Genomic DNA, 23,540 nt, shown 5'->3' with positions numbered 1-23,540 from the left:
CACACCGTTCACATAAGTCCCACCAGTCTCGAGCAGTTCCGACTCAGTTCTCGCGATCAGCTCGGGCCGTCGCCAGGAGCTCTTCCGCGTGTGCGCGGCCGGTTTCTGTGTCGTCGAGTCCAGCGAGCATCCGAGCCAGTTCGACGACCCTCTCCGACGACGACAGCGACTTCACTCCGCTGTTGGCCGCGCCCTTCTTTGCGTCCGCCTTGTCGACGACCAGGTGAGTGTCGGCAAATGCGGCGACCTGCGGAAGGTGCGTGACGACGATGACCTGGTGTGTTCTGGCCAATCGAGCCAGCCGACGGCCGACCTCGACCGCGGCCCGGCCACCGACACCGGCGTCGACCTCGTCGAAGACCATCGTTGCGCCCTTGTCCGAACCTGCCAGCACCACTTCGAGTGCCAACATCACCCGTGACAGCTCACCGCCGGACGCACTCTTGCTGATCGGGAGCGCCTGAGCACCGTCATGAGCCGACAGCTTGAACTCGACCTCGTCTACGCCACTCTGACCAGCGTGAAGCTCGACCCCGTCGATAGACAGCGGTGCAGAGTCCTGCGAGCCTGCAGGCACAGTGCGCAAGTCCAGCTGCAGTTTGGCCTTGCCCATGGCGAGCCCGGCCAACTCGGCGCTGACTGCCTTCGCAAGCTTCGCCGCAGCCTTGCTGCGCGCGCTGGTCAATTTCGAGGCAGCGGCGGCAACCTCGGTGGCCGTCTCCTCTACTCGGGCCGACAGGTCGGCCAAGGCATCGGCCGACACATCGATCTTCGACAAACGCTCTCGGGCATCGTCCGCCCACGCAATGACCCCGTCGACGTCGGCTGCGTACTTGCGTGTCAGGCTCTTGAGCTCCGCCTGCCGGTTCAAGATCGTCTCGAGCGCGGACGGATCCGAGGGCAGATCGGCGAGGTAGGACGTGAGGTCGGCGCCGACGTCGGTGACGACGGCCAATGCCTCGTTCAACCGCGGAAGCAGATCTCGCAGAATCGCGTCGTCCGCGCCCTCGAGCCTGGTTCGCGCTTCACCGAGGAAATACAGGGCAGACAATCCCTCCCCTGTGTCGTCCACAGCTCCGACCAGTGCCGCCCCTGCACCCTCGGCGGATTCACGAAGAGAATCAAGGTCGCCCAACCGTCGCACATCGTCCACGATGGCAACGTCCTCACCGGGTTGCGGTGCAACTGCGTCGATTTCTTGCAGGCCGAACTGCAGACGGTCGGCCTCCTGCGCAAGCTCACGGCTGCGTTCGGTTCGATCGATGAGTTCTGTTCTTGCCGCAAGCCATTCGGCTCGCGCAGCGCGATACTTCTTCAGCGGCGTCGACACGGAGTCGCCGGCGAACCGATCGAGCGCGTCCAGTTGACGGTCGGCTCGGAGCAATCGCAGTTGGTCGTTCTGGCCGTGGACAGTCAGCAACGAATCGGTGAATCCTGACAGGATCGCAGCGGGAACACTTCGACCGCCGAGATGTGCGCGGGACCGGCCATCTGCATTCACTGTGCGCAAAGCGATGATCGAATCGTCCTCGTCGCGCTGAGCACCGGCCGACTCGAGCACCTTCTCGACCTCGTCGATGACCTGGGCCGACGCTGTTTCGGTACTGAACCTTCCTTCGACGACTGCCCGGTCCGCCCCCAGTCGAACGCGACCTGCGTCGGCCCGCGCACCGGAGAGCAAGTGCAGGCTCGTCACGACCATCGTCTTGCCCGCGCCGGTCTCGCCGGTCAGAACCGTAAGACCTTCATGGAACTGGGCACTTGCGGACGAAATGACACCGAGGCTGTCGATCCGAATTTCTTCGAGCATGATTACCTCGCTCTCCCCCGCCAACCGGAAGTCGGCAACGCGAACTTGGTCACCATCCGATCAGCGAACGGTGCCGAGTCCAGACGGACCCATTTGATCGGCGCTGCGCCACGGATGACCTCGACGCGTCCCCCGGCCGGTAGCTTCATGGTTCTTCTGCCATCGCAGAACACGAGGGCATCGTGGCCACCCGCGTCGGTCTCGACTGCAATGAGTGATTCCGGACTGGTCACCAGCGGGCGCGCGAACAAAGCATGGGCATTACTGGGTATGACCAGGATTGCCTCGAGCTCGGGCCAGACGACAGGACCGCCGGCGGAGAATGCATACGCGGTGGAGCCGGTCGGTGTTGCGACGAGAACGCCGTCGCAACCGAACGCGGACACCGGCCTGCCGTCCACTTCGAGAACAACTTCGAGAACGCCTAGACGCGAACCGTTCTCGATGCTCGCTTCGTTCAACGCCCAGCCTCGCTCGACCACCTGATCGCCGACACGGATCGCAATGTCGAGCGTCATCCGCTCTTCGATTCGGTAGTCGCGGCTGATGACGCGTGCCAACGCGTCCTCCAAGTTGTCGACTTCGGCTTCGGCGAGAAACCCGATGCGACCAAGGTTGATACCCAGCACGGGAATTCCGGCAGCCTGGGCGAGCTCGGCCGCACGCAAGAACGTCCCGTCACCCCCGAGAACCAGCACGAGTTCACAACCGACAGCGGCTTCCGGACCGAATTCGATGACGTTCAAGGTCAGTTCGGAAGCGAGCTCAGTATCGGTCCTGTCGGCGCCGAGAGCTTCGATCCGAGTCGAGTCGGCCTCGTCGAGCAGCACGCGAAGCCGGATTCCGGCTTCGCCGAATACCTTCGCCACCCGCCGTGCGGTCTCGGCGATATCGCGCCGTCCTGGGTGAGACACCAGCAGGACCTCACGCACCGGAGATGTCACCGGCTCCCCCGCCGTCAGAGGCATCTCCGTCACCGGCACCTCCGTCACTGTGGACCTTCCTCGACTGCGTGCTGCACCAACGCCACCACATCGCGATCGGTGGAATCGTTCGGCACGGCGGGATCGGGGTCGGTCCGAAGGCCCGACTCCCGGTGAGATCGTAGCCACAAAAAGTACTCGACGTTGCCCGAGGGCCCTGGCAGTGGACTTGCGGTCACATCCTGCAACGACAACCCCAGCTCAGCGGCAGCCTCGGCCACCTCGACCACCGATTGCACTCGGAGCGCCGGATCCCGGACGACCCCGCCCGAGCCCACGCGGTCCTTGCCGACCTCGAACTGAGGCTTCACCATCAGGGCCAAATCGGTTCCTGGAGCAGAGCACGCGACGAACGCCGGCAGTACCAACTTGAGAGAGATGAACGACAGGTCCGCGACGACGACCTCCACAGTTCCACCGATCGTCTCCGCATCGATCGAACGCACATTGGTGCGATCGATGACGTGAACTCGCTCATCGGACTGCAACCGCCACACCAGCTGTCCATAGCCGACGTCGACGGCCACCACTTCCTTCGCACCTTTGCTGAGCAGAACGTCCGTGAAGCCACCGGTGGACGCTCCTGCGTCGAGACACCGCTTGCCTTCCACCGAAAGGCCGCCGCGCTCGAATACATCGAGTGCGCCCAACAGCTTGTGCGCCCCACGCGAAGCCCACTGGACCTCGTTGTCCTCCTCGGACACCACCAGCGGAGTACCGGGTTCCACCGCAGTGGCCGGCTTCGTTGCGACCGTGCCGGCAATCTTGACGCGGCCGGAATCGATCAACTCGACAGCATGTTCGCGTGAACGGGCCAATCCTCGACGTACGAGTTCGGCGTCGACGCGTGCGCGCCGGGCCATGTCAGCTGTTGTCCATGTCAGGTTCTGTCCACCGAGGACAGCGCATTGACCAGAACGTCGTGTGCACGTTCGAGAATCTGCGCCTGAAGATCGAGGTCCATCGGCGCATCACGGTCACCGGGGAGACGATTCAACAGCGCATCGACCTCGGATTCGACGGAATCCGGCTCGACCGCAGGGGTCGCTGAATCAGGCGGACGATGCTGCCCGGGAAGTGGAATCGACGTGCTCATCGCTGCTAACGCTATCGGATCGGTCCGGCGCTCGCCCCAGTGCCCGACCCGGGCCCTGACCAAGAGCAAGGCTCAGCGAGTAAGCAGTTCTCTCAGGACGTCGGTGCCGACGCCCTGAACCCTAACGGCCGTCCATTCGGCTGTGTCCTGCCATGCCGTCGCCGCTGCTACGAGAAGTCCGTCGAGTGTGTCTGCGGTGTCGTGACCGGCATAGTGCAACGTGAGTACTCCGTCCGTCACGGACCCGGTCCAACCGTCCTTCTGGCCGACGACAGATCTGGCTGCAGGGAGGTTCAATACATCGAGGTCGAATCCGATGTGTGTGGGGCGCTCGGACTTGACTGCCCGCACAGCATCGAGCGCACTACTGACACCAGTCAGGACCAACAACGACGGAATCTCTGTGGCTGTTGCACCCGCAATGTCGGTGTCGAGACGATCGCCGACGACCAACGGTCGTTCGGCCCCGCTGAGCCGGATCGCGTCCTGCATGATCGGCGCCGCCGGTTTGCCCGCCACCAGAGGTTCGACGCCGGTCGCGGTTCGAACAGATGCAACCATCGATCCGTTGCCAGGGGCCAAACCGCGTTCGGTAGGCAGTGTGGCGTCGGTGTTGGTCGCGACCCAGACCGCGCCGGTTCTGATCGCGAACGTTGCTTCGGCGAGGATCCCCCAGTCCGTGGCGGGGTTGTGTCCCTGAACCACCGCCGCCGGCTCGCCGTCCGCGCTTCGTACCGGCTGCAGGCCGACGAGCGAGATCTCGTTCGCCAAAGCATCGGTGCCAACCACGACGACGGCAGACCCCGCCGGTACACGTTCGGAGAGCATCCTGGCTGCGACCTGAGCACTCGTGACCACGAACTCCTCGGAAGTCTCGAAGCCGAGCTCCTGCAGATGTTCAGCTACGTCGGATGGCGATCGACTGGCATTGTTCGTGACGAAATACTGCTTTTCGACGCCCTGCTTCAAGGCATCGACAGCTCCGATGATCGGATCCTTGCCCTGATAGACAGTTCCGTCGAGGTCGAGAAGCAGAACGTCGTGATGTCCACGAAGAGTCGTCGACGCCTGTGTGCTCACTGCCCGGACAGCTCCTCGACGCGCTCTTCGGCGTCGGTTTCGTTGTCGACGTCGGCAGCTGCCGCGTTGAGGAACCACTTGACGCCCTCTTCGACACGACCGGCCGCGACGAGCGCGTCCGCGTACACGTAGAACAGGCGAGCTGCGGCGGTACCGGAGCGCGAGGAATCGAGGTCGGGTGTCTGCAGGGTGACGACGGCCTGATCGAATTCACTGAGGTCCATGCGGGCACCAGCAACGACAATGCGGAGTTCCGACGCCTCCTCACCGGTCAGGGCTCTGGCTTCGTCGCTTCGACCGAGTTCGATGGCGCGTTCGGGCCGACCGAGGCCACGTTCGCAGTCCGCCATCACTGCGAGGTGCCCGGGGCCACCCGCCATCCGGCGTGCTGCGCGGAGCTCAGACAGAGCTTCCGCCCATTCGCCGGCGTGGTACGCGGTGATGCCCGCAGTTTCGCGTACCACGGCGATGCGACCGGCGCGCTGCCGAGCTGCACGAGCGTGCTGTAACGCCAGCTGCGGATCGTCGTCTACCAGACGGCCAGCCATCACCAGATGGCGAGCGACGGCGGTCGCGTTGTTCTTGTCCAAGCTGAGGAGATCACGGCGCACGGCTGGATCCAGTTCGCTTGCCTCCAACTCGTCGGGAAGGTCGGGCTCATCCGGACGCGGCGGACGGCGGTCCGCAGATCCGCTCGGACCGCGGTCGCCGGAGAATCCGCCTTCGCCCCCGCGCCGTCGCGGAGGACCTCCGGCACGGGGGGCGCCACCTTCCGGGCGACGCGCATTCCCGGAGCGGCCTGCGCCGTCGGGGCGGCCACCGGTCCGACCCCGCGAATCATTGGAGCGAGGGGTCCCGTCACCACGGAAGGAGCGGCGGTCGTTGCTGTCTTCCGGCACAACGGTTCCTTTCGATCGTAAGTTGAAGCTTCTTCATCCAAGCAGACAGTTCATTCGAGCTGACGCTGCATCCGACTTCGAAGCGCTGAAACCGAAAAAAAGGGGACCCACGATGTGGGTCCCCTTCGTTCAAAATGTGTTCGGCGGTGTCCTACTCTCCCACACCCTGTCGAGTGCAGTACCATCGGCGCTGGAGGGCTTAGCTTCCGGGTTCGGAATGGGACCGGGCGTTTCCCCTCCGCTATGGCCGCCGTAACTCTGCGAAACAGTTACACACGGAACACAACAGATGTGTCACCGATCGTGCTGGTGAACATGTTGGTTCATTCAATTGTCGATACAACCTGAAACGTGTGTTGTTTCAGATATTGCACAGTGGACGCGCTTGCATTTTTTTTATGGTAAGTCCTCGGCCTATTAGTACCAGTCACCTGCATCGGTTACCCGACTTCCAGTTCTGGCCTATCAACCCGGTGGTCTGCCGGGGGCCTTACCCCCTCGAGGGGGTGAGAAACCTCATCTTGGAACAGGCTTCCCGCTTAGATGCTTTCAGCGGTTATCCCTTCCGAACGTAGCTAACCAGCGGTGCTCCTGGTGGAACAACTGGCACACCAGAGGTTCGTCCGTCCCGGTCCTCTCGTACTAGGGACAGCCTTCCTCAAGTTTCTAACGCGCGCGGCGGATAGAGACCGAACTGTCTCACGACGTTCTAAACCCAGCTCGCGTGCCGCTTTAATGGGCGAACAGCCCAACCCTTGGGACCTACTCCAGCCCCAGGATGCGACGAGCCGACATCGAGGTGCCAAACCATCCCGTCGATATGGACTCTTGGGGAAGATCAGCCTGTTATCCCCGGGGTACCTTTTATCCGTTGAGCGACACCGCTTCCACATGCCGGTGCCGGATCACTAGTCCCGACTTTCGTCCCTGCTCGACTTGTCAGTCTCACAGTCAAGCTCCCTTGTGCACTTGCACTCGACACCTGATTGCCAACCAGGCTGAGGGAACCTTTGGGCGCCTCCGTTACATTTTAGGAGGCAACCGCCCCAGTTAAACTACCCACCAGGCACTGTCCCTGAACCAGATCATGGTCCGAGGTTGAGGTATCCAATACGATCAGAGTGGTATTTCAACAACGACTCCACAGTAACTAGCGTCACCGCTTCACAGTCTCCCACCTATCCTACACAAACCGAACCGAACACCAATACCAAGCTATAGTGAAGGTCCCGGGGTCTTTTCGTCCTGCCGCGCGTAACGAGCATCTTTACTCGTACTGCAATTTCGCCGAGTCTATGGTTGAGACAGCTGAGAAGTCGTTACGCCATTCGTGCAGGTCGGAACTTACCCGACAAGGAATTTCGCTACCTTAGGATGGTTATAGTTACCACCGCCGTTTACTGGGGCTTAAATTCTCAGCTTCACCACCACAAGGGCAGTTAACCGGTCCTCTTAACCTTCCAGCACCGGGCAGGCGTCAGTCCGTATACATCGTCTTACGACTTCGCACGGACCTGTGTTTTTAGTAAACAGTCGCTTCTCACTGGTCTCTGCGACCCCACCCAGCTCACACTGCAAGAGTGATCACCGAACGAGGTCCCCCTTCTCCCGAAGTTACGGGGGCATTTTGCCGAGTTCCTTAACCATAGTTATCTCGATCGCCTTAGTATTCTCTACCTGACCACCTGTGTCGGTTTGGGGTACGGGCCGTGTGAAAGCTCGCTAGAGGCTTTTCTCGGCAGCATAGGATCACTGAATTCGCCTCAATCGGCTACGCATCACCTCTCAGGCTCGAATGAACGGCGGATTTGCCTACCGTTCGCCCTACAGGCTTACACCAGTACTACCACTGACTGGCCCAGCTACCTTCCTGCGTCACCCCATCGCTTGGCTACTACCAGATCAGGTCCCACGCATCCACCACACCCCTCACTCTCGAAAGAGATCGGTAACGTGGATTCAGGGTGGTTAGTGTCACTGATTCACCATGGGCGCGTTCACACGGGTACGGGAATATCAACCCGTTGTCCATCGGCTACGCCTGTCGGCCTCGTCTTAGGTCCCGACTCACCCTGGGCGGATTAACCTGGCCCAGGAACCCTTGGTCATTCGGCGGACGAGTTTCTCACTCGTCTTTCGCTACTCATGCCTGCATTCTCACTCGCGCAGCCTCCACACCTGGATCACTCCGATGCTTCCACGGCTGCACGACGCTCCCCTACCCACCCACACACCTGGCACACCCCCCGTAAGGGATATGCGGGCTATTGTGTGAGTGCCGCAGCTTCGGTGGTGTACTTGAGCCCCGCTACATTGTCGGCGCAGGATCACTTGACCAGTGAGCTATTACGCACTCTTTCAAGGGTGGCTGCTTCTAAGCCAACCTCCTGGTTGTCTTCGCGACCCCACATCCTTTTCCACTTAGTACACGCTTAGGGACCTTAGCTGGCGATCTGGGCTGTTTCCCTCTCGACTACGAACCTTATCGCCCGCAGTCTCACTGCCACGCTCTCACTCATCGGCATTCGGAGTTTGGCTGATTTCGGTAAGCCGGTAAGCCCCCTAGACCATCCAGTAGCTCTACCTCCGATGAGAAACACGTGACGCTGCACCTAAATGCATTTCGGGGAGAACCAGCTATCACGGAGTTTGATTGGCCTTTCACCCCTACCCACAACTCATCCCCTCAGTTTTCAACCTAAGTGGGTTCGGTCCTCCACGACGTCTTACCGTCGCTTCAACCTGGCCATGGGTAGATCACTCCGCTTCGGGTCTAGAACACGCCACTACACCACATAACATGGATACGCCCTATTCGGACTCGCTTTCGCTACGGCTACCCCACACGGGTTAACCTCGCGACATGCCACTAACTCGCAGGCTCATTCTTCAAAAGGCACGCCATCACCCCCAGCGAACAAGTCACTCGAAGGCTCTGACGGATTGTAAGCGCACGGTTTCAGGTACTATTTCACTCCCCTCCCGGGGTACTTTTCACCTTTCCCTCACGGTACTAGTCCGCTATCGGTCACCAGGGAGTATTCAGGCTTATCGGGTGGTCCCGACAGATTCACAGCAGATTTCACGGGCCCGCTGCTACTTGGGTATCCACTACAACAGTCACAGTATTTTCGTCTACGGGACTCTCACCCTCTACGACAGGCCGTTCCAGACCACTTCGACTAACACCATGATTTCTCACTGTCGGCCGATCCGGCAGAATCGACAAAGCAAACCCCACAACCCTCCATACGCAACCCCTGCCGGGTATCACACGCACAAAGTTTGGCCTCCTCCGCTTTCGCTCGCCACTACTCACGGAATCACAATTGTTTTCTCTTCCTGTGGGTACTGAGATGTTTCACTTCCCCACGTTCCCTCCACACACCCTATATATTCAGGTGCAGGTAACACGACATCACTCGTGCTGGGTTTCCCCATTCGGACACCCTCGGATCACAGCTCGGTTGACAGCTCCCCGAGGCTTATCGCAGCCTCCTACGTCCTTCATCGGCTCCTGGTGCCAAGGCATCCACCGTACGCTCTAAACTACTTACAATAAAGATGCTCGCGTCCACTGTGCAATTCTCAAACAACACACACACTCCCACCCACACTCCACACCATGACCACCACCGAAGTGATGCGGTCTGCTAGAAAGCGAAAGCCTGTATATGTCTTGCCTAGAAAGAAACACTCACGTGTTCTCTCAGGACCCAACAGTGCATCGATATAGCCACCGCCGGACAGTCATTGAAGACTCCCCGATACGCGATGTCTGATTGTCAGTGTTCCACCCGTGAGCTCCCGCCGTTCCACATGTGGGAACGAAACGGGCTCTGCCACACCATCATCTACTGACTGTTCAGCAGTGCACGGCCTGGAGAATGCTCCTTAGAAAGGAGGTGATCCAGCCGCACCTTCCGGTACGGCTACCTTGTTACGACTTCGTCCCAATCGCCGATCCCACCTTCGACGGCTCCCTCCCACAAGGGGTTAGGCCACCGGCTTCGGGTGTTACCGACTTTCATGACGTGACGGGCGGTGTGTACAAGGCCCGGGAACGTATTCACCGCAGCGTTGCTGATCTGCGATTACTAGCGACTCCGACTTCACGGGGTCGAGTTGCAGACCCCGATCCGAACTGAGACCAGCTTTAAGGGATTCGCTCCACCTCACGGTCTCGCAGCCCTCTGTACTGGCCATTGTAGCATGTGTGAAGCCCTGGACATAAGGGGCATGATGACTTGACGTCGTCCCCACCTTCCTCCGAGTTGACCCCGGCAGTCTCTTACGAGTCCCCGCCATAACGCGCTGGCAACATAAGACAAGGGTTGCGCTCGTTGCGGGACTTAACCCAACATCTCACGACACGAGCTGACGACAGCCATGCACCACCTGTACACCGACCACAAGGGGGACCGTATCTCTACGGTTTTCCGGTGTATGTCAAACCCAGGTAAGGTTCTTCGCGTTGCATCGAATTAATCCACATGCTCCGCCGCTTGTGCGGGCCCCCGTCAATTCCTTTGAGTTTTAGCCTTGCGGCCGTACTCCCCAGGCGGGGCGCTTAATGCGTTAGCTACGGCACAGATCCCGTGGAAGGAACCCACACCTAGCGCCCACCGTTTACGGCGTGGACTACCAGGGTATCTAATCCTGTTTGCTACCCACGCTTTCGTTCCTCAGCGTCAGTTGTTTCCCAGAGACCCGCCTTCGCCACCGGTGTTCCTCCTGATATCTGCGCATTTCACCGCTACACCAGGAATTCCAGTCTCCCCTGAAACACTCAAGTCTGCCCGTATCGCCTGCAAGCCCGAAGTTGAGCCCCGGGTTTTCACAAACGACGCGACAAACCGCCTACGAACTCTTTACGCCCAGTAATTCCGGACAACGCTCGCACCCTACGTATTACCGCGGCTGCTGGCACGTAGTTAGCCGGTGCTTCTTCTGCAGGTACCGTCACTCACGCTTCGTCCCTGCTGAAAGAGGTTTACAACCCGAAGGCCTTCATCCCTCACGCGGCGTCGCTGCATCAGGCTTCCGCCCATTGTGCAATATTCCCCACTGCTGCCTCCCGTAGGAGTCTGGGCCGTGTCTCAGTCCCAGTGTGGCCGGTCACCCTCTCAGGTCGGCTACCCGTCGTCGCCTTGGTAGGCCATTACCCCACCAACAAGCTGATAGGCCGCGGGCCCATCCTGCACCGATAAATCTTTCCACCACAACACATGCATGCTGTGGTCATATCCAGTATTAGACCCAGTTTCCCAGGCTTATCCCAGAGTGCAGGGCAGATCACCCACGTGTTACTCACCCGTTCGCCGCTCGTGTACCCCGAAAGGCCTTACCGCTCGACTTGCATGTGTTAAGCACGCCGCCAGCGTTCGTCCTGAGCCAGGATCAAACTCTCCGTAAAAGACTCTCGATCAATGGTCGAAACCACAAATCAGTCATAGACAAAAGAGTCAAATCACTAGCAAAAAAACTCAACTAGCAAAAATAAAACAACACCCGACAACAACCACCACAAGCGGATGACTGATACATCGAATGCATTCACCAAAACAAAAAATTTCGGCACTGACATTCATCGACACACTGTTGAGTTCTCAAAGAACACGCACACACCCAACACCCACAGACACACCGTCTGCAAGCATCGAGGGCAACTGTTCCAGCCTATCCCAGCTTGGTCTCGGACACAAGGCCCGACTCTTGGGGGACAAACCAACACTACACTTCCATCGCCAGAACCCGTACAACCTCGTTGCCACATCCGTGAAGACCTGGTCGGTGTCCGTCGCTCTGACTCGACAAAAGTTACGCGAGCGGGAACGCCGCGTCAAATCCCCAGGTCAGCAGGCCGCACCCCGGCAAACGCCGAGGTAGCGACCCGGTTCGAGCCGTCCTGCCCGCCTGAACCGCACAATTACACGAATGTGACTCGCGGCACTCCAGGACCTGGCCGGCATCAGTTCATGCGAACGCCCGCGAAGTTACGTTTTCCGCGTCGCACGACGAGCCATCGACCGTGCAGCAAGTCTTCGGGCGACGGAGTCCACTCTTCGTCGGCGATCTTCTGGTTGTTGACCGACGCGCCACCTTCCTTCACCGCACGGCGAGCGGCACTCTTGCTCTCCGACAACCCGGTCGCGACAAGCAGATCGACGATGGTCGACGGCTCCCCGACTGACAGCTCCGCGACCGAGGTCTCGCTCAATGCCGCCGCGAGCGTCAGCTCGTCGAGGTCACTGAGCTCCGCGCGCCCGAACAACGCCTGACTAGCCAGCTCCACCGCCCGGGTGTTCGCCTCGCCATGCACGAGCGTCGTCATCTCGGCGGCAAGACGCTTCTGCGCTTCCCTGCCATGTGGACGCTCGCGCGTGGCCTCGTCGAGCTCGGCAAGTTCATCCTGCTCGAGGAACGTGAACCACCGCAGGTACTTCACGACGTCCGCGTCGCCGGTGTTCACGAAGTACTGGTACCAGGCGTACGGGCTAGTCATTTCCGGATCCAGCCACAGGCTTCCGCCACCGGTCGACTTACCGAACTTCTTGCCGTCGGCCGAGGTCACCAGCGGGACGGTCAGCCCGTGCACCGATTCGGCATCCGTGCGCCGGTTCAGTTCCACACCCGCGACGATGTTGCCCCATTGATCGGATCCACCGATCTGCATGGTGCACCCGTAGGTCCGCCGAAGCTGAACGAAGTCATTGGCCTGCAGAAGCATGTAGCTGAACTCGGTGTACGACATACCGTCTGCTTCGAGACGCGTCTTCACCGTGTCGCGGGCCAACATGACATTGATCGAGAAGTGCTTGCCAATATCCCGGAGGAAGTCGATCGCCGTCAGTTCACCCGTCCAGTTCAGGTTGTTTTCCACGATCGCGCCGGTCGGACTGTCGTCGAACTCGACGAAGCGCTCGAGCTGGCCGCGAATGCGATCGGCCCAGTCGGAGACGGTCTCGGCGGAGTTCATGACCCGCTCCCCCACGTCACGCGGATCACCGATGAGCCCCGTGGCTCCGCCCGCCATCACGATCGGCCGGTGACCTGCTCGTTGAAATCTCTTGAGCGCCAACAGCGGAACGAGATGACCTGCATGAAGGCTCGGTCCGGTCGGGTCGAAACCCGCATAGAGAGTGATCGGGCCGTCGGACGTCGCCTTCTTCATGGCGTCCACGTCGGTGGACTGCGCGATCAATCCGCGCCAGGTCAGTTCGTCGATGATGTTCTTGCTCACGACGTCGATCTTCCCGCATCCCTACGCACCTGGGTACGCCAGCCCTGTTGTTGTCGATTGCGAACGGTCAGGCCGGTGCGGCCCGTGGGCTCCGCCGGTAGCTCGATATCGCCGCAGAGCCTCGGATCCAGAACCGCCACGGCCTGTCGGCGGCGGTGCTCACGCCGACTCGCGGACCTTCGGCGATGTCCACGTGCGCGTCGACGTCCGCACAGTCGAACAGCGTGATCGAGGAAGCGGAATCGAGGACATCGATCCCGTTGTCACTGAGCGTGACCCCGAGAGCTTGCCCTAGGTTTCCAGGTCCGCTGGCGAGCTTGGCCACAACCGGTCGCTGTCCCCTCCGCGCTCGGACGGTGTCGAGCCCCTCGACTACTTCTCCTGCACGAAGCAGCACGGCAGCGGCATCACCGTCCGGACCGCACGTGATGTTCACGCACAGGTGCATCCCGTAACTCAGGTAGACGTACAACCGTCCGGCAGGTCCGAACATCACCGAGTTTCGCGGTGTCGGACCGCGAAAAGAGTGCGCTGCCGGATCCGGCCATGCACCAGCATCCGGGCCGCCGTAGGCCTCCACTTCGACGATCCGCATCACCACATCGCCGGCCCGGATCCGAGCGCCGACCAGACGCCGAGCAGCCTCTGTCGGATGGGCTCTCAGGATGTCGACGTCCACATCCACCAATCTTGCCCGCACCCTTGACCGTATCGGCCGGCAGGCTTAAATTCATCACACGATGATTTCATCGACTGATGAATTCCCTAGGAGAGCGTCATGCCTGACCGAGCCGTCGTAGTCGATTCCCTCGTTGTCGAGCGAGGTGGACGCACCGTCCTGAACAACGTGAAACTGTCCATCCCCCAGGGCACCATCACTGGACTTCTCGGCCCCTCTGGGTGCGGCAAAACGACGTTGATGAGATCCATCGTCGGAACACAGAAAGTGGCGTCGGGGACCGTGACGGTACTGGGGTCGACGGCAGGTACGAAAGAACTGCGACACAAAGTCGGCTACGTGACTCAGGCCCCGAGCGTGTACCGCGACCTCACCGTCCGCGACAACGTCAGATATTTCGCCGCTATGTACGGCCGCGGCGCACAATCGGTGACCTCCGCTATCGAGGCCGTCGGCCTTACGGAATACGCGCGCTCGCTCGCCGGCCAACTATCGGGCGGACAGCTGGGACGCGTGTCCTTGGCCAGTGCCCTCGTCGCCGAACCCGAGCTACTTGTACTGGACGAACCGACAGTCGGGCTCGACCCCGTGCTCAGAGCCGAACTATGGGCGCGTTTCGAGGACATCGCCCGCAGCGGCACCACACTTCTGGTGTCGAGCCACGTCATGGAAGAGGCCGAGCACTGCGCGGACCTGGTCCTCATGCGCGACGGTTCCGTGCTGGCCCAGCTCACTCCCGACGAACTGTTGAAGCGCACCGGAGAAACAAATCTCGAACATGCATTCCTCACGCTCATTCGAACCACGCAGAATTTGGAGAACGCGTCATGACCATGCAGATCTATGCTGCGGGCACCGGACGAATCCTCCGTCAGCTACGGGAAGATCAACGGACCGTCGCGATGATTCTTCTCGTCCCATCCCTGCTGATGGTGCTTCTCTATTTCCTCTACCAGAACTACCCGACGGCACCGGGTAGTCCGCCCCTGTTCGATCGAATCGCCATCACCATGCTGGGCATCCTGCCGTTCGTGGTGATGTTCCTGATCACGTCGATAGCCATGCAGCGGGAGCGAAGCTCGGGGACCCTCGAACGTCTGCTGACGACACCCATGTCCAAACTGGACCTCCTGGCGAGCTACGCGTCGGCCTTCTCGATAGCTGCAGTGCTACAGGGGGTCCTCGCGTGCGGTGTCGCGTTCGGCCTACTCGGTTTGTCCACAGCCGGTTCGATCGGATGGGTCATCGTCGTTGCCGTGCTGAATGCGGTTCTCGGCGTGGCAATCGGGCTGCTGTGCAGTGCGTTCGCCCGCACCGAATTCCAAGCCGTTCAGTTCATGCCCGTCGTCGTCGTGCCCCAGCTGTTTCTATGCGGACTGCTCGTTCCCCGCGACCAAATGCCCGACTGGTTGCACGCGATCAGCAACGTACTCCCCCTGAGCTACGCGGTAGATGCACTGCAGCAGATCTCCTCGAACCCCGAGTTCACGGCCCGGATGGGCCTCGACATCGGGGTCGTACTCGGATTCACCGTCGTCGCGCTGTGCGCAGCGGCCGCAACACTGCGACGCCGCACACCGTGACCGAACAGATCCGAACCGGACGTAGACCGGGACGCCCCGGCACCCGCGAGACCATCCTGTCTGTCGCGCGAGCCCGTTTTGCGTCGACAGGATTCGACAAGACCTCGGTCCGGGCTGTCGCCGCAGAAGCGGGCGTGGACTCAGCGCTGGTTCACCACTACTTCGGAACCAAACGAGAGTTGTTCGTCGCCTGCATCGCACTACCCACCGATCCAGCGGTCGTGCTCCGCCCGGTGCTTGCAGCTAACACGGAAGACCTGGGCGAGGCACTCATCACAGCTGTGCTGGCAGTGTGGGAGTCCGAGGCCGGAGACGCTGTCGTCGCTGCATTTCGCGCCATGATCGCGGGGGGCGACACCAGCCTGCTCGGGACGTTCCTGATGCACATCGTCCTGAAGGACATCGCCGAACGCGTCGACCACCCTGCCGGGTCCGGCCAACTCCGCGTCAACCTGGTTGCATCCCAGATGTCCGGGGTCCTGCTCACCCGACACATCCTGAAGCTGGAACCACTCGCATCGACACCGGCAGAGAAAATCGTTGCGTCGGTGGCACCGACCCTGCAGCGCTACCTCACCGGCGAACTTCCCTAGGACTGGGCGCGCGCGAGGATCGACTCGTGCTCGGCGTCATCGACATCCCTCGCGTCATCGGTGAGCAGCACCGGAATTCCGTTCTCGATCGGATACGCGCGGCGAAGACGCGGGTTGTAGAGCAACTCGTTTTCCACCAGCAGCAGTGGTCCCTTGTCGACCGGGCACGCGAGAATGCCGAGGAGTGTCTTGTCGATTGCCACGTCAAAATCCTTCTTTTCGTCCGTTCACTGTCTTGGCGGATACCCGACTCCGCATCGAACAGCTCTATCAGCACAACCTAGCCGACTCCAGTAGTCCGGAATCAGGCCGATCCACCGGCACTGTCGTCCACCCTGCCGAACCGTTCTGCGGCAACAGCTTTGGTCAATCGACGATACGAACTGGATGTGGCGTCGTAGTACCACGCACGAGCGCTCGGGGCCGGAATCCCCTGCTTCTGCAGGGCGGACGCGCGCGGGCGGTAAGCGCGTCCGAGCGGGATGCTGTCGACGATGTGCACAATGTCAGGACGTTGCACGGGAAGCAGCACCGCGACTGCGTCGGTGACGGTCTTGGCGGGCAAGGTGTTGCCTCCGCGCACCGAGATGCCGCACACGGCAATCTCGTCGGCGTGGTCGAGCCGCCGAGCCACACCGGAATCGCCTCCGATGTCCACTCCGTACACGACCACCGACTGCACAGTGGGGAGTTCGCCGAGAGCATCGATGATCGGCTGCGTGAACACAGGCCCGCGAGCGGTCTTGACGACAGTGTCCTTGCGGTCGACAAGCCAGTAATCACCGTCGGAGTCCCGACGGAACAGATTCTCGGTGGGCACCCACGAGTCGCCCGGTTCGAACACACCACGCATCAGCGGGCTCATGACCTCGCCATCGCTGCTCGGGCGGCCGAGGAGAAGGCCGACTTCGCCATCCCTGCACATCCGCACGAAACCGTTGTCGTCTTCTTCGAGCCTGCCGGAGATGGGGTCGTACGCAGCCAACGCAACTCGTGCGCTGCCGGGAAGTGGGCGGCCTTTCGATCCGACTTTCGAACCGCCGACGTTGGCCAGAATCACGTCGTTCTCGGTCGATGCGTAGAACTCCAGTACACGTGCAGGAGCGAACCTTTCAAGAGTTCGCTTCCACAACCCGACGGGCATTCCGGAGCCGATGAACAGACGTACCGGATGACTGCGGTCGAGATCGAGGTGCTCTTCGTCGAGGATGCCCTGCATCATTGCCCACGTGTAGCTGATGACCGTGACGCCGTAGCGCGACACTTCACCGGAGAACCGCGCGGGATCGAGTCCTCGGGACAGCGCGATGCGCGAACCTCCGGCAAGTGCACCACCGACGCTGACGAGCAATCCTGCTGAATGATGAAGTGGGGCCAGGCAGTACACCGTGTCGCCGGCACCGAGAGCTGCTGCAGTTGCAGTGCCGAAGGCCGAAAGCGCCCACCGGTGGTTGGTGACGAAGCGAGGTTCGAGTCCGCGATCCGTTGCGGTGAACAGCACCACCGCCAACTCCCGGGCACGGCCTGGATTCGGCGTGAACCATGCAGGGAGTCGAACCGAATCCGGGTCGATCGCCTCGAGGTCGATGACATCCGAGTCACCGGGAATGTCGAGTTGCCGGGCGTCACCGCCGCCGAGGACGAGAACGTTCGCGGCAACGAGGGTCGCGGACTTCAGATTCTCCGGGTCGGCGATCACGGTATCGACATCGAGAACCGCGAGCGCACTGTCGAGGTCGCCGCCCGGGGGCAACAACACCGCGATCGCGCCGATGCGCGACAGCGCGGCGACCGCAGCCAGTGCGCTCGGCCGCGTCTCCATCAGCACTCCGATACGAGCGGACGGCCTTACCCCCGAAGCAATCAAACCCTTGACCACATTGTCGATTCGGACGTTGACGGCCTGGTACGTATGCACCCGGTCGTCGAACAAGAAGCACTCTCCCGTAGGAGACTTGCGGCCCTGTTCAGCGATCAGCCGTCCGAGCGAGACGGTCGAGTGTGGCTGCATCTGGCCGAGGCGCGCCAAACGAGGCAGAGTCCGAACCGCCTCCGAAGAGATTTCCCGGGTTCCGCGAACCGCACCCGTCGCCGCAGCAGCGAGGCCACGACCGACGCCGACACCGACCTCCGCGATCGACGCCGCCGTGTGGATGATTCGATTGCTGACCGACACTCCGCTCTCCGAATCGGGGTGCTCGTCGTACCTCATCTCGTGTACTGCGGTAGGTCGCTCACCCATTCCTTCACGCCACCGAATCCACTCGCCGGTGGTCGGCCACGTCTGCGCCGTCGCGGTGCTTCCGACAACGAGACCGAAATGCCCTGCGCGCAAAGTGCTTTCGTAAACCTCGGCACGCGGGGCTGCGCGGCGGATTCCGCGAACCGCGAGTGGCTGCCCGATATCGTCGACCTCGCCGACGAACGCCAACACCGGCACCGTCAGATCGGACAACGTCAACAGTCGGTCCTTGATGACGAAACCGCCGGTCATCATTCTGTTGTGCACCACGAATTGTTTGAGCAACTCGGCAACTGCCGGACCCGACCATGCGACCCACCCGTCGAGCGCAAGGAACCGACGTTGCGGTTCACGAGGAAGGAGAGCTTCCCGGTCGTGCAACTGTCGGAGGAAATCGAGCCTCGACCGCACAGTCTTTGCTGGATCGAGCAGCTGGAAACCGGTGCGCGCCATCCAACCCGACACCGCGAGCCTGGTGAACACGTGATCGGCAAGGAACTCCGCACCCCGCGTTGCGACACCGGCGGGAATCCCGAGCGGCAATGCAGCGAGTGTGTCGACCGGGGCACCGAATGTGATGAGACTGGCCAGGTTTCGTCCACCACGATATGCGGCCGCCTGGTAGCAGAACATGCCGCCCTGAGAATATCCACCCAGATGCACGTCGCGTCCGGTGTGTTCGTGGACCTTGTCGACGACTTCGCTGATCGCGACCACGTGATCGGCGAGCGTGCGGCTCCATCCACCTTCCTCGGTGTCGGGCGACCCGAAGTCGATCACCCATGGATCCAGACCCATGTCCCGCAGAATGCCGGCAGCACCGTTCTCGGTGGTGACGTCGTAGACATCCGCCGACACCATCATCGGCGGAACCAACACCACCGGAGGTTTGGACACGCCCTCGCTCTCGTCGGCAAAGTACCGACGTAACCGATACATCGGCTCACGATCGACGACCTTGAAGGGAGAAGGATCGACCTCGGTTTCGAGGCCACCCAGACGGATGACCTCGAGACCGTTCTGTGCAGTCGCGACGGCGCGCCGCAACGGTCCGCGGACCGCGTCTGCATTCAGTCCAACCACTACAACTCCTGCGCTCGATCGCTGCGTTCACGGCCCGGTTCCCGACCGCCCATTCACTGCGTTGCCAGAAGCTTCTCACACCGCCGAACCTGAATCCGGTGAGCCTGATCTATTGGTGCGTCAGCGTGCCGGAATACCGGTGGCAAGCCAGGCTCGTGCAGCCTCCGCGGAGGACCGCACGCCGCCGAGTTGGCGCGCCACCTGCACTGCGGCCGTACCGCCGCGAGAGTCTCGGGACGAAATCGATCCCTCGACCGTCAGCACCTCGCGGACGTCGGGTGTCAACGACGGGTCGATCGAGGCCAGTTCCTCGTCGGTCAGTTCGTCGAGTCCGACACCGCGCGCCTCCGCAACCTTGACGCAGGCGCCTGCCGCTTCGTGCGCGACTCGGAACGCAATGCCCTGACGCACCATCCACTCGGCAATGTCCGTCGCGAGAGTGAAACCCGCCGGAGCCAATTCGGCCAACCGATCGACATGGAACTCGAGAGTGTCCACCAGACCGGCGAGCGCAGGCAACAGCAACTCCAGCTGCGCGACCGAATCGAAGACCGGTTCCTTGTCCTCCTGGAGGTCCCTGTTGTAGGCCAAAGGCTGCGCCTTCAGCGTCGCGAGCAGACCTGTGAGGTTGCCGATCAAGCGCCCTGTCTTGCCGCGAGTCAGTTCTGCGACGTCCGGGTTCTTCTTCTGCGGCATGATCGAACTGCCGGTGGACCACGCGTCGGCGAGGGTGACGTACCCGTATTCGGGCGTGCTCCACGACACGATCTCCTCGGCAAGCCTCGACAGGTCGACCGCAGTCATCGTCAGCACGAACGACGCCTCGGCCGCGAAATCCCGCGAGGACGTGGCATCGATCGAGTTCTCCGCGGAGGAATCGAACCCGAGCTCGGCAGCGATCTTTTCCGGACTGAGCCCGAGTGAGGAACCGGCCAGCGCTCCGGAACCGTACGGCGACACAGCAGCTCGCTTGTCGAAGTCCTGGAACCGCTGCACATCACGTAGCAGGGGGTGAGTGTGTGCCAACAGGTGATGCGCAAGCAGAACCGGCTGTGCTGCCTGCGAGTGAGTCTTTCCGGGCATGACTGCTGCCGGGTGCGCGGCAGCTTGCGTCGCCAACGCGTCGACGACGTCGAGTACTCCGGCCGAGACTCGACGGACCGCGTCGCGCAGCCACATGCGGAACAGCGTCGCTACCTGATCGTTGCGCGAGCGGCCCGCACGCAAGCGTCCACCGACCTCGGGGCCGACCCGGTCGATAAGGCCGCGTTCGAGCGCCCCGTGCACATCCTCGTCGGATTCGGCCGCGACGAACGCGCCGGACGCGACGTCGTCGGCGAGGCGCGTGAGACCGTCGAGCATGGTCTCGAGGTCCTGCGCAGTGAGCAGACCCGCACCGTTGAGGACGCGTGCGTGCGCCATGGATGCCCGGATGTCGTAGGGCGCGAGTACCCAATCGAAGTGGGTCGACTTGCTCAGCGCTGCCATCGCCTCGGCGGGACCGGACGCGAAGCGACCACCCCAGAGCGATCCTTCGTTGGTTCCGTGCTGCTCGCTCACAGGCCCAGGTCCCTCTTCTTCGCAATCTTCGACGACAGACCGTGAAGCTGGACGAATCCCTTTGCCGAGGACTGATCGAACGTGTCGCCCTCGTCGTAGGTCGCAAGATTGAAGTCGTACAGCGATTCCTCGCTGCGCCGACCGTTGACGATGATCGAGCCCGCGTGGAGCGCAAGGCGAATCTCGCCGGACACGTGCTCCTGGGTGTGCGTGGTGAACGTGTCGAGAGCGCCCTTGAGCGGGGAGTACCAAAGACCGTCGTAGACCAACTCGGCCCACTTCTGGTCGGTGTGGCGTTTGTAGCGGCCGAGCTCGCGTTCGAGGGTGACATGTTCGAGCTCTTCGTGCGCACGGATCAGCACCATCGCACCAGGAGCCTCGTAGATTTCGCGGCTCTTGATGCCGACGAGACGGTCCTCGACGACGTCGAGGCGCCCGACGCCCTGCGCGCCTGCACGAGTGTTGAGCTCCTGGATCGCGTCGAGCACGGACACCGGACGACCGTCGATGCTGACTGGGCGACCCTTGTCGAAGCCGATGATCAACTCGTCGGGCGACTGCCAGTTGGCCGTCGGATCCTGGGTGTAGTCGTAGACGTCCTTGGTCGGGGCGTTCCACAGGTCCTCCAGGAACCCGGTTTCGACGGCCCGTCCCCACACGTTCTGGTCGATCGAGAACGGCGACTTCTTGCTGACGTTGATCGGAATCTTGTTCTCTTCGGCGAACGCGATTGCCTTCTCGCGTGTCCACGCGTAGTCGCGGACCGGCGCGAGGACGTCGAGCTCAGGGGCGAGCGTGTTGAAGCCGACCTCGAATCGCACCTGGTCGTTGCCCTTGCCCGTGCATCCGTGAGCCACGACGGTTCCGCCGTGCGAGCGAGCCGCGTCGACGAGATGCTTGACGATCAACGGACGGCTGATTGCCGACACCAACGGGTATCGGTCCATGTAGAGCGCGTTGTTCTGGATAGTGGGAAGGCAGTACTCGTCGGCGAACTCGTTGCGGGCGTCGACGACGACGGACTCCACGGCGCCACAGTCGAGTGCGCGCTGGCGGACGACCTCCATGTCCTCTCCGCCCTGGCCGAGATCGATCGCGACGGCAACGACTTCCTTGCCGGTCTCCTTGCCGATCCAGCTGATGGCGACGGAAGCATCCAGTCCGCCCGAGTAGGCGAGAACGACGCGTTCGGCCATGGTGTGTGCACTCCTTAGTTGGTAAAAGTTCGGTCGCCGCGCTAGTCGGCGCGTCGAGCCAGTTTTTCGATCTTGTCGGCCAAGTCGCCGCCGGTGAACGGTTCCCTGGCGATCACGAGGATGGTGTCGTCCCCGGCAATGGTTCCGACGACTTCTCGAAGCGAGGCTCGATCGAGCGCACTGGCCAGATAACCGGCGGCACCCGGCGGGGTGCGCAGGACTGTCTGATTTCCGCTGAAATCGGTCGATACGAGCAACTCTCCCAGCAAGCGGGTCAAGCGGTCGGTACCGCCGGACACTCCACGGACAGGGTTGCCGTCTTCCGGCACGATGTACACCCCGGCTCCCCCGTCGGCTGCGCGCAACTTCACCGCACCCAGCTCGTCGAGATCACGCGACAGCGTCGCCTGGGTGACATCGATTCCCTCCGAGGCAAGCAGTGTCGCGAGCTCCGGCTGACTACGCACCTGGTGAGTCGACAGCAACGTGACGATGCGTGCTTGTCTCCCCGCCCGGGTCGACGCGGTCAGCGGAACCGACGACACTTCCTCGCTCACGGACGACGCGCCTGCTCGAGCAGCCAGACCAACAGAGCTTTCTGCGCGTGCAACCGGTTCTCGGCCTCGTCCCACACGACGCTGTGCGGACCGTCGAGGACCTCGTCCGTTATCTCTTCGCCGCGATGCGCGGGAAGGCAGTGCAGCACAACCACATCAGCCGCGGCGCGCGACAGCAATTCGGTGTCGATGCGGTACGGCCGGAACGGAGCCACTCGGTCGAGGCCGTCGTTCTCCTGTCCCATCGAGGTCCAGGTATCGGTGACGAGGGCATCGGCACCGGTGGCCGCGTCGTACGGGTCGTCGGTGATCGTGATGCTCGCACCGGTCTCCGCTGCGCGTGCCTTGGCCGCGTCGAGCACGAATCCCAGCGGCGCGAACTCTTTCGGGGCTGCGATCGTCACGTTGACGCCTGCCGTCACTCCCCCGAGGAGAAGCGAATGCGCCATATTGTTGGCACCGTCACCGAAGTACGCGAGGTTCAATCCCGTCAGATCACCCTTCCGCTCGGCCAACGTCTGCAGATCCGCGAGCACCTGGCACGGGTGGAACTCGTTGGACAACGCGTTGACGATGGGGACCGTGGCGCCCGTCGCCATCTGTTCGAGTCGCTTCTGTCCGAAGGTTCGCCACACCACGGCCTCGACGTACCGTGACAGCACTCGGCCCGTGTCCTGCAGTGTCTCCTCCCGCCCGAGCTGTGTGCTCTGACCGTCGACCACGACCGCGTGTCCACCGAGCTGCGCGATCCCGATCTCGAAGGAGAATCGTGTCCGCGTCGAGTTCTTCTCGAAGATGACCCCGACGCCCTGCGGACCTTCGAGCGGCCGCTTGGAGAAGGGTGCACGCTTGAGTTCGGCTGCCAGAGCCAGAACTTCGGCCTGCTGCTGCGGGGTGAGATCGTCGTCGCGAAGGAAGTTCTTCAGTGCCATAGGG

At 61.8% G+C, this 23,540-nt stretch carries 17 protein-coding genes and 3 rRNA genes; 3 read left to right on the top strand and 17 right to left on the bottom strand.

Translation table 11 applies throughout. The features are described 5' to 3' along the window. Positions 1 to 43: 43 nt before the first annotated feature. The 11 genes from recN to WDS16_RS08090 all read right to left on the bottom strand — a co-directional run bounded on the left by recN (position 44) and on the right by WDS16_RS08090 (position 13,799). Entirely contained in the window at positions 44 to 1,810 is a 1,767-nt protein-coding gene (gene recN, locus WDS16_RS08140; RefSeq protein WP_338891886.1) for a DNA repair protein RecN, read from the bottom strand. Between the two features lie 2 nt (positions 1,811 to 1,812). Beyond that, positions 1,813 to 2,778, bottom strand: a complete 966-nt coding sequence (locus tag WDS16_RS08135) for an NAD kinase (RefSeq protein WP_338893297.1) — start codon at positions 2,776 to 2,778, stop codon at positions 1,813 to 1,815. 20 nt (positions 2,779 to 2,798) lie between these two features. Continuing rightward, positions 2,799 to 3,656, bottom strand: a complete 858-nt coding sequence (locus WDS16_RS08130) for a TlyA family RNA methyltransferase (RefSeq protein ID WP_338891884.1) — start codon at positions 3,654 to 3,656, stop codon at positions 2,799 to 2,801. Positions 3,657 to 3,673: 17 nt separating this feature from the next. Further along, entirely contained in the window at positions 3,674 to 3,889 is a 216-nt protein-coding gene (locus WDS16_RS08125) for a hypothetical protein (protein ID WP_338891882.1), read from the bottom strand. 72 nt (positions 3,890 to 3,961) lie between these two features. After that, entirely contained in the window at positions 3,962 to 4,969 is a 1,008-nt protein-coding gene (locus WDS16_RS08120) for an HAD-IIA family hydrolase (RefSeq protein WP_338891880.1), read from the bottom strand. Beyond that, entirely contained in the window at positions 4,966 to 5,868 is a 903-nt protein-coding gene (locus tag WDS16_RS08115) for a hypothetical protein (RefSeq protein ID WP_338891878.1), read from the bottom strand. The genes WDS16_RS08120 and WDS16_RS08115 overlap by 4 nt, the downstream gene beginning before the upstream one ends. Positions 5,869 to 6,006: 138 nt before the next feature. Beyond that, positions 6,007 to 6,123: ribosomal RNA gene (gene rrf / locus WDS16_RS08110) — 5S ribosomal RNA — on the bottom strand. 142 nt (positions 6,124 to 6,265) lie between these two features. After that, a 23S ribosomal RNA gene (locus WDS16_RS08105) occupies positions 6,266 to 9,427 on the bottom strand. 339 nt (positions 9,428 to 9,766) lie between these two features. Next, positions 9,767 to 11,284: ribosomal RNA gene (locus tag WDS16_RS08100) — 16S ribosomal RNA — on the bottom strand. The 16S, 23S and 5S rRNA genes sit together here, the layout of an rRNA operon. Positions 11,285 to 11,839: 555 nt before the next feature. Beyond that, positions 11,840 to 13,111, bottom strand: a complete 1,272-nt coding sequence (tyrS, locus tag WDS16_RS08095) for a tyrosine--tRNA ligase (protein ID WP_338891876.1) — start codon at positions 13,109 to 13,111, stop codon at positions 11,840 to 11,842. 67 nt (positions 13,112 to 13,178) lie between these two features. Beyond that, complete coding sequence (locus WDS16_RS08090; RefSeq protein WP_422395820.1) at positions 13,179 to 13,799, bottom strand: DNA-3-methyladenine glycosylase; 621 nt, start codon at positions 13,797 to 13,799, stop codon at positions 13,179 to 13,181. A 90-nt stretch (positions 13,800 to 13,889) separates the two neighbouring features. Here WDS16_RS08090 and WDS16_RS08085 point away from each other — a divergent pair, with 90 nt between their 5' ends. From WDS16_RS08085 to WDS16_RS08075, 3 genes are read left to right on the top strand one after another with little or no spacing between them, the layout of a single operon-like run. Continuing rightward, positions 13,890 to 14,621: an ABC transporter ATP-binding protein gene (locus WDS16_RS08085; RefSeq protein WP_338891874.1), complete on the top strand. Its 732-nt coding sequence runs from the start codon at positions 13,890 to 13,892 to the stop codon at positions 14,619 to 14,621. Continuing rightward, positions 14,618 to 15,373, top strand: a complete 756-nt coding sequence (locus tag WDS16_RS08080) for an ABC transporter permease (RefSeq protein WP_338891873.1) — start codon at positions 14,618 to 14,620, stop codon at positions 15,371 to 15,373. Before WDS16_RS08085 ends, WDS16_RS08080 begins: the two co-directional genes overlap by 4 nt. Beyond that, positions 15,370 to 15,966 (top strand): TetR family transcriptional regulator, encoded by a 597-nt coding sequence (locus WDS16_RS08075; protein WP_338891871.1) that lies wholly within the window; start codon positions 15,370 to 15,372, stop codon positions 15,964 to 15,966. The genes WDS16_RS08080 and WDS16_RS08075 overlap by 4 nt, the downstream gene beginning before the upstream one ends. Here the strand turns inward: WDS16_RS08075 and WDS16_RS08070 are convergent. The 6 genes from WDS16_RS08070 to argF all read right to left on the bottom strand — a co-directional run bounded on the left by WDS16_RS08070 (position 15,963) and on the right by argF (position 23,536). Beyond that, complete coding sequence (locus WDS16_RS08070; protein ID WP_338891869.1) at positions 15,963 to 16,169, bottom strand: Trm112 family protein; 207 nt, start codon at positions 16,167 to 16,169, stop codon at positions 15,963 to 15,965. The two genes, WDS16_RS08075 and WDS16_RS08070, sit on opposite strands and share 4 nt — an antisense overlap. 101 nt (positions 16,170 to 16,270) lie before the next feature. Further along, the gene (locus WDS16_RS08065) at positions 16,271 to 19,291 is read right to left on the bottom strand and encodes an AMP-binding protein (protein ID WP_338891867.1); all 3,021 of its coding nucleotides are present in this window, start codon (positions 19,289 to 19,291) and stop codon (positions 16,271 to 16,273) included. Between the two features lie 120 nt (positions 19,292 to 19,411). Further along, complete coding sequence (gene argH / locus WDS16_RS08060) at positions 19,412 to 20,851, bottom strand: argininosuccinate lyase (protein WP_338891865.1); 1,440 nt, start codon at positions 20,849 to 20,851, stop codon at positions 19,412 to 19,414. Then, the gene (locus WDS16_RS08055; protein WP_338891864.1) at positions 20,848 to 22,047 is read right to left on the bottom strand and encodes an argininosuccinate synthase; all 1,200 of its coding nucleotides are present in this window, start codon (positions 22,045 to 22,047) and stop codon (positions 20,848 to 20,850) included. Before WDS16_RS08055 ends, argH begins: the two co-directional genes overlap by 4 nt. 41 nt (positions 22,048 to 22,088) lie before the next feature. Beyond that, the gene (locus WDS16_RS08050; RefSeq protein WP_338891863.1) at positions 22,089 to 22,604 is read right to left on the bottom strand and encodes an arginine repressor; all 516 of its coding nucleotides are present in this window, start codon (positions 22,602 to 22,604) and stop codon (positions 22,089 to 22,091) included. Further along, positions 22,601 to 23,536, bottom strand: a complete 936-nt coding sequence (gene argF, locus WDS16_RS08045; protein ID WP_338891861.1) for an ornithine carbamoyltransferase — start codon at positions 23,534 to 23,536, stop codon at positions 22,601 to 22,603. Before argF ends, WDS16_RS08050 begins: the two co-directional genes overlap by 4 nt. Positions 23,537 to 23,540 lie beyond the last annotated feature (4 nt).

The sequence above is a fragment of the Rhodococcus sovatensis genome (genome assembly GCF_037327425.1).
Lineage (GTDB): Bacteria > Actinomycetota > Actinomycetes > Mycobacteriales > Mycobacteriaceae > Rhodococcoides > Rhodococcoides sovatense.
Note: the sequence above shows the minus strand (reverse complement) of the source record. Positions and strands in the feature narration are given on the sequence as shown.

Coding starts and splice junctions, on each gene's coding strand:
- WDS16_RS08135 (WP_338893297.1), bottom strand. CDS start 2,778: ATGCCTCTGACGGCGGGGGAGCCGGTGACATCTCCGGTGCGTGAGGTC.
- recN (WP_338891886.1), bottom strand. CDS start 1,810: ATGCTCGAAGAAATTCGGATCGACAGCCTCGGTGTCATTTCGTCCGCA.
- WDS16_RS08125 (WP_338891882.1), bottom strand. CDS start 3,889: ATGAGCACGTCGATTCCACTTCCCGGGCAGCATCGTCCGCCTGATTCA.
- argF (WP_338891861.1), bottom strand. CDS start 23,536: ATGGCACTGAAGAACTTCCTTCGCGACGACGATCTCACCCCGCAGCAG.
- WDS16_RS08080 (WP_338891873.1), top strand. CDS start 14,618: ATGACCATGCAGATCTATGCTGCGGGCACCGGACGAATCCTCCGTCAG.
- WDS16_RS08130 (WP_338891884.1), bottom strand. CDS start 3,656: ATGGCCCGGCGCGCACGCGTCGACGCCGAACTCGTACGTCGAGGATTG.
- WDS16_RS08085 (WP_338891874.1), top strand. CDS start 13,890: ATGCCTGACCGAGCCGTCGTAGTCGATTCCCTCGTTGTCGAGCGAGGT.
- WDS16_RS08055 (WP_338891864.1), bottom strand. CDS start 22,047: ATGGCCGAACGCGTCGTTCTCGCCTACTCGGGCGGACTGGATGCTTCC.